The sequence below is a fragment of the Aeromicrobium sp. Leaf272 genome (assembly GCF_001422865.1).
Lineage (GTDB): Bacteria > Actinomycetota > Actinomycetes > Propionibacteriales > Nocardioidaceae > Aeromicrobium.
Map to the genome: position 1 here is coordinate 582,039 of NZ_LMMY01000009.1, position 5,951 is coordinate 587,989.

7 protein-coding genes are annotated in these 5,951 nt (G+C 72.8%); 1 reads left to right on the forward strand and 6 read right to left on the reverse strand.

Annotation, left to right across the window (positions count from 1 at the left end):
- On the reverse strand, positions 1-1,033 hold a 1,033-nt coding region (locus ASF38_RS04475; RefSeq protein ID WP_156366800.1), incomplete at its 3' end, for an NAD-dependent epimerase/dehydratase family protein.
- Positions 1,030-1,821 (reverse strand): S-methyl-5'-thioadenosine phosphorylase, encoded by a 792-nt coding sequence (locus tag ASF38_RS04480; protein WP_056556664.1) that lies wholly within the window; start codon positions 1,819-1,821, stop codon positions 1,030-1,032. The genes ASF38_RS04480 and ASF38_RS04475, both read right to left, overlap by 4 nt.
- A 101-nt stretch (positions 1,822-1,922) precedes the next feature.
- Here ASF38_RS04480 and ASF38_RS04485 point away from each other — a divergent pair, with 101 nt between their 5' ends.
- Positions 1,923-2,288 (forward strand): UBP-type zinc finger domain-containing protein, encoded by a 366-nt coding sequence (locus ASF38_RS04485; RefSeq protein ID WP_056556667.1) that lies wholly within the window; start codon positions 1,923-1,925, stop codon positions 2,286-2,288.
- A gap of 18 nt (positions 2,289-2,306) precedes the next feature.
- Here ASF38_RS04485 and ASF38_RS04490 read toward each other — a convergent pair whose 3' ends face one another.
- The 4 genes from ASF38_RS04490 to arsB form a co-directional block, all read right to left on the reverse strand.
- The gene (locus ASF38_RS04490) at positions 2,307-3,677 is read right to left on the reverse strand and encodes an NAD(P)-binding domain-containing protein (protein ID WP_056573923.1); all 1,371 of its coding nucleotides are present in this window, start codon (positions 3,675-3,677) and stop codon (positions 2,307-2,309) included.
- Positions 3,678-3,754: 77 nt separating this feature from the next.
- A complete protein-coding gene (locus ASF38_RS04495) occupies positions 3,755-4,174 on the reverse strand; it encodes an arsenate reductase ArsC (RefSeq protein WP_056573925.1) in 420 nt (139 codons plus the stop codon).
- 19 nt (positions 4,175-4,193) lie between these two features.
- On the reverse strand, positions 4,194-4,676 hold the full coding sequence (locus ASF38_RS18805; protein WP_369815168.1) for an arsenate reductase ArsC: 483 nt from the start codon (positions 4,674-4,676) through the stop codon (positions 4,194-4,196).
- Between the two features lie 59 nt (positions 4,677-4,735).
- A complete protein-coding gene (gene arsB / locus ASF38_RS04505) occupies positions 4,736-5,809 on the reverse strand; it encodes an ACR3 family arsenite efflux transporter (RefSeq protein ID WP_056574194.1) in 1,074 nt (357 codons plus the stop codon).
- Between the last annotated feature and the right edge of the window lie 142 nt (positions 5,810-5,951).

Here is a 5,951-nt window from a genome sequence, read left to right on the forward strand (position 1 = left end):
GCGGATCGGTGGCCAGGCGGGCGATGCCGTCCTCGGGCGCGATCTCGGCGCGGAAGCCGAGACCCTCGGCGGCCTTGTCGGGCGAGGCGAGCACGTGCCGGACGTCGAAGACCCGCGCGTCGCCCGTGACCTCCGGCTCGGGTCCGTCGACGGCGCGCGACAGCACCTGCGCCATCTCGCCGATCGTGAACGGTCGCCCCGACGCCACGTTGTAGGCCGTCACGCCCACCGGGTGCTGCGCCACCTGCTCCACGGCCAGCGCGTTGGCCAGCGCCACGTCGTCGACGTGCACGAAGTCGCGCACCTGGGCGCCGTCCTCGAACACGCGCGGCGCCTCGCCCCGCTCGAGCGCGGACCGGAAGATCGCGGCCACGCCCGAGTACGGGGTGTCCGCGGGCATCCCCGGGCCGTACACGTTGTGGTAGCGCAGGGCGACGGCGTGGCCGGCCTGCAGCGTGCACCACGCGTCGGCGAAGTACTCCTGCGCGATCTTGGACGCCGCGTACGACGTGCGCGGTCGGATGGGCGCGTCCTCGGTGACCCGGCGCCACGTCACGTCACCACCGCACACGGGGCAGCGCGGGTCGAAGCGGCCGGCCGCCAGGTCGTCCTCGCGGCGCACCGCGGGCGGCACGTCGCCGTGGTCGGGGCAGTCGTAGCGACCGTCGCCGTAGACGACCATCGACGAGGCGAGCACGAGGTCCTGGACCCCTGCGCGGGCCATGGCGGCGAGCAGGCGTGCCGTGCCGAGGTCGTTGTGCTCGGCGTAGCCGGGTAGGTCCTGGGCGTCCACGCCGTTGCCGACCATGGCCGCCTGGTGGCACACGACGTCGACGTCGGCCAGGACGTCGTCGAGGTCGTCGGTGCGCAGGTCGAGCAGGTGCACGTCGGCGGGCGCGTCGTCCCGGGCGTTCGGTCCGTGCGCCATCGGCAGGTACGCGTCGAGCGCGACGACGTCGTGGCCGCGCTCGTCCAGCCGCAGCGCGATCCGCGACCCGATGAACCCGGCCGCACCGGTCAGCAGGACCTTCACGGCAGCTCGAAGGGCAGGGTCATGCCGTCCACGGCCGATGCACAGGCGCAGTCACGCTCGCCGATCGAGCCGACGACCCCGGCCAGCGTCGACTTGAGGGTGTCGGTGTGCTCCCGGAACACCTGGAACACCGCCTCCATGCTCACGGAGTCGCTGGCGTCGACCCCGGCGTCGTGGTCGGTGACCAGTGCCACGGTGGCGTAGCAGAGCGCCAGCTCGCGAGCCAGGATCGCCTCGGGGTGGCCGGTCATGTTGATGACGGCCCAGCCGTTCTCGGCGTACCAGCGCGACTCGGCGCGCGTGGAGAACCGCGGGCCCTCGATGACGACCATGGCGCCGCCGTCGGTCGGGTCGTGGTCGGCGAGACCCTCGAGCAGGTGGCCACGCAGGCGGTCGCAGTAGGGGTCGGCGAAGGAGACGTGCACCGCGCCGGTGTCGTAGTACGTCTGGGTGCGCGCGGTCGTGCGGTCGACCAGCTGGTCGGGGACCACGAAGCTGCCCGGACCCAGCTCGGGTCGCAGACCGCCCACGGCGCAGGGGGCGAGCACCTGGCGGACGCCCAGCGAACGCAGCGCCCAGAGGTTCGCTCGGTACGGGACCTGGTGGGCGGGGAAGCGGTGGTCGGCACCGTGCCGCGGCAGGAAGGCGACCGTCCGGTCCCCCACCTGGCCGACCGAGATCGGCGCCGACGGCGCGCCGTAGGGGGTGTCGACCTCGACCTGCTCGGGGTCGTCGAGGAAGGTGTAGAAGCCGGAACCGCCGATGACGGCGACGTCGGGTGTGGTCATGACCCCACCCTCCCAGCGCGCGGCGGCGCACGCACGCGGTGGGGTCGAGGAGGGGTCGTCGGACCCTCGCGGGCCGCGCCGGACCGGACTACCGTGGCGACATGTCAGAGACTCCCGGCCCCGAGAACTCGTCGATCGACGTCACGGTCAAGCCCTCGGGCGCGGGGTGCGTGGAGTGCCTCGCGGAGCCCGACGGGTGGTGGGTGCACCTGCGGCGCTGCGCGCAGTGCGGCCACGTGGGCTGCTGCGACAGCTCCCCCGCCCAGCACGCCACGGCGCACTTCCGCGAGTCCGGGCACCCGATCGTGCAGAGCTTCGAGCCCGGTGAGGACTGGTTCTGGGACTACGCCTCCGAGACCGCCGCGAGAGGTCCCCGGCTGGCCGACCCGCAGTCGCACCCGGGCGACCAGACCGCACCCGGTCCGGCCGACCGCGTGCCCGACGACTGGCGCGACCGGATCCACTGACCCCGGCGGGCTGTCGTCTCAGCGCGTCCCGACGCCGCCGATGCTCAGCACCTCGACCGCAGGTGCTCCGCAGCACCCGCCGTCCGTGGCCGTCTCGTCGTCGAACGTGCCAGCGCCCCCGCACACCCCGGTGTCAGGGAGCGTCAGCTCGACGCGCGCCGCCGCCTCGTGGTCGCCGGCGAGGGCCGCCGCGACCGACCGGGTCTGCTCGAAGCCGGTGAGCGCGAGGAACGACGTGGCGCGTCCGTAGGACTTCATGCCGACCGGGTAGTACCCGACCTCGGGCTGGGCCAGCTCGGCCACGCCGTGCGGGTAGACGGTGCCGCACGAGTGCTCGTTGGGGTCGATGAGCGGGGCGAGGGCGCGCGGTGCCTGCAGCACGGGGTCGAGGTCGAGGCGCAGCTCGTCGGTCCACCCGAGGTCGGGGCGGAACCCGGTGAGGGCGAGGACCTCGTCGACTCCCTCGACGACCTGACCGTCGAACGCGACGAGGTCGAGGCGGTCGTCGTCGCGTCGCCGGACCTCGGCGGTGCGGAAGCCGGTGCGGGTCGTGACGGGGCCACGGTCGACGGCGGCCCGGGCCAGCTGCCCGAGGGCGCCGCGCTGGGGCAGCTCGTCCTGGCCCGACCCGGCGAAGGCCGCACCCACGCGGCTGCGGCGCACGAGCCAGGTGATCGTCGTGCCGGGCTCGCTCTCGGCCAGTGCCGTGAGCGCCAGCAGGGCGCCCTTCGCGGAGGCTCCGGTACCGGCGACCACCACGTGCCTCCCGGCGAACCGGGAGCGCTGGACCGCCTGGTCGAGGTCGGGCACCCGGTAGCCGATGCGGTCGGCGCTCTCGCGCTCGCCGAGGGCGACCACGCCGTCGCCGCCCAGAGGGTTCGGCGTGCCCCAGGTCCCCGTGGCGTCGACGACGGCTCGGGCCGCCAGGTGCTCGGTGCCGGTAGAGGTGCGCAGGTGGAGGGTGAACGCCGACCGGTCCCGGCCCGAGCTGACGAGGCGGTCGCGACCGTGGCGGGCGACGGCCGTGACCCGGGCCCCGTAGCGCACGGACGGGGCGAGCACCTCGGCCAGCGGGCGGAGGTAGTCGTCCACCCAGCGGGCGCCCGTCGGGTAGCGGTCGGGGTGCGGCGGCTCCCAGCCCCGCTCGAGCAGGAGCTCGCGGGCGACCGGGTCGACCAGCTCGCGCCAGGGCGAGAACAGGCGCACGTGGCCCCACTCGGCGACCGCGGCGCCGGGGCCCTCGCCGGCCTCGAGCACGAGGTGCGCCACGCCACGACTCCTGAGGTGCGCCGCCGCGGCCAGGCCGATGGGCCCCGCTCCCACGACGACGACGGGCAGGTCGGCCGGGCCGGGGCTGATCGACGTGGCACTGGACGACGTGGGGCTCATGCGGACTCCTCGATCAGGACATCGACGGCTATCGATGTGTTGAGCCTAGCCCTTCATCGATGGATGTCAATGGATGGTCAGGAGAGTGAGGCGATCAGCGTCTCGACGCGGCCACGGATCTCGTCGCGGATGGGTCGCACGGCGTCGATGCCCTGGCCGGCGGGGTCCTCGAGCACCCAGTCCTCGTAGCGCTTGCCCGGGAAGTAGGGGCACTCGTCGCCGCAGCCCATCGTGACGACGACGTCGGAGGCCTCGACGGCCGAGTCGGTCAGCTTCTTCGGCTGCTCGCCCGCGATGTCGATGCCGACCTCGGCCATAGCCTGCACGGCCACCGGGTTGATCGCGTCGCCGGGCATCGAGCCGGCCGACAGCACGTCGATGCGGTCACCGGCGAGATGCGTCAGGAAGCCGGCGGCCATCTGGGAGCGGCCGGCGTTGTGCACGCAGACGAACAGGACGCTGGGACGTCCGCTGCCGGTCGGGTTCTGGTCGTTCATGGCTGGTCTCCTTCGGAGGTCAGAGGTCGAGGTCGCGCAGGAGCGCGATGATGCGGCGCTGCAGGTCGTCGCGGACGTCCCGGACGGCGTCGAGGGTGGCGCCGTCGGGGTCGGCGACGTCCCAGTCCAGGTACCGCTTGCCGGGCAGGACGGGGCAGGTGTCGCCGCAGCCCATGGTCACGACCACGTCGGCCGCGCGCAGCACCGTGTCGGTGAGCGGCTTCGGATAGGCGGTGCTCAGGTCGATGCCGCGCTCCGCGAGCACGGCGATCGCCTGGGGGTTCAGCTCACCGGTGGGCGCCGAGCCGGCCGAGCGCACGTGCACCCGACCCGGGGCCAGGTGCTCGGCGATCGCTGCGGCCATCTGCGAGCGGCCCGCGTTGTGCACGCAGACGAAGAGCAGCTCGGGGACGCTTCTGCTGCTGACGCCGTCGGCCTGGGCCTTCGCGGCCAGCAGCTCGGTGGCGTAGCGGCGCACCAGGATCGGCAGGTAGGTCTGCACCGTCGCGTGCGGCTCCAGCGCCTCCCGGNCGTCGCAGATGGCGGCCTGCGTGGTCTCGTTCATCGGTTCACGTCCTGGGAGGAGAAGAAGCGGCGCGCCCAGAGGGCGACGTAGACGAGGCCGACGAGCACCGGGACCTCGATGAGGGGACCGACGACACCGGCGAGGGCCTGGCCCGACGTGACCCCGAAGGTGCCGATGGCCACGGCGATCGCGAGCTCGAAGTTGTTGCCGGCTGCAGTGAAGGCGAGGGTCGCGGTCTTGGCGTAGCCGAGGCGCAGCGCGTGGCCCAGCACCATGCCGAGGGCGAAGGTGATCGCGAAGTACGCCAGCAGCGGCAGGGCGATGCGCACGACGTCGAGCGGACGGCTCGTGATGGCGTCGCCCTGGAGGGCGAACAGCACGACGATCGTGAACAGCAGGCCGTAGAGCGCCCAGGGGCCGATCCGCGGCAGGAAGGTCGACTCGTACCAGTCGCGGCCCTTCGTCCGTTCGCCGATCGTGCGGGTGGCCCAGCCCGCGACGAGCGGGATGCCGAGGAAGACGAGCACGCTGACGGTGATCGACCAGATGGAGAACTCCGCCGACGTGGTCTCGAGGCCGAGCCATCCCGGCAGGGTCTGCAGGTAGAACCAGCCGAGGGCGGCGAAGGCGAACACCTGGAAGACGGAGTTCACCGCGACCAGCACGGCCGCCGCCTCGCGGTCGCCGCAGGCCAGGTCGTTCCAGATCAGCACCATCGCGATGCACCGGGCGAGGCCGACGATGATGAGGCCCGTCCGGAACTCGGGCAGGTCGGGGAGCATCAGCCACGCGAGGGCGAACATGAGGGCCGGGCCGACGAGCCAGTTGAGGACGAGGGAGGCCACCAGGAGCCGCTTGTCGCCGGTCACGCGCGACGTCTCGTCGTAGCGGACCTTCGCCAGCACCGGGTACATCATCACGAGCAGGCCGATCGCGATCGGCAGCGAGACCGAGCCGATCGAGACCGACTCGAGGGACTCGTCGAGACCGTCGATCGTGCGGCCGAGCACCAGGCCGACGACCATCGCCAGGACGATCCACACCGGCAGGAAGCGGTCGAGCCTCGACAGCCTCGCGATCACGTCCTCGTCGGTCGACGCGTTCTCCATCGCCGTGCGGTCCACTCGCTGCTCCTCGGGTCGGCGTCCGACACAGGCGAACTGCATCGACGTCGGTCTATGTACAGATCACCGTAGCGGTCGGTCCGTGGCGTTGTCAGGCTCGGGGCTGGCCACGGCGGTGAACATCGGG

Bases quoted from the DNA above. Each gene is read 5' to 3' on its own strand.
- ASF38_RS04480 (WP_056556664.1), bottom strand. From the start codon at position 1,821: ATGACCACACCCGACGTCGCCGTCATCGGCGGTTCCGGCTTCTACACC.
- ASF38_RS04485 (WP_056556667.1), top strand. From the start codon at position 1,923: ATGTCAGAGACTCCCGGCCCCGAGAACTCGTCGATCGACGTCACGGTC.
- ASF38_RS04490 (WP_056573923.1), bottom strand. From the start codon at position 3,677: ATGAGCCCCACGTCGTCCAGTGCCACGTCGATCAGCCCCGGCCCGGCC.
- ASF38_RS04495 (WP_056573925.1), bottom strand. From the start codon at position 4,174: ATGAACGACCAGAACCCGACCGGCAGCGGACGTCCCAGCGTCCTGTTC.
- arsB (WP_056574194.1), bottom strand. From the start codon at position 5,809: ATGGAGAACGCGTCGACCGACGAGGACGTGATCGCGAGGCTGTCGAGG.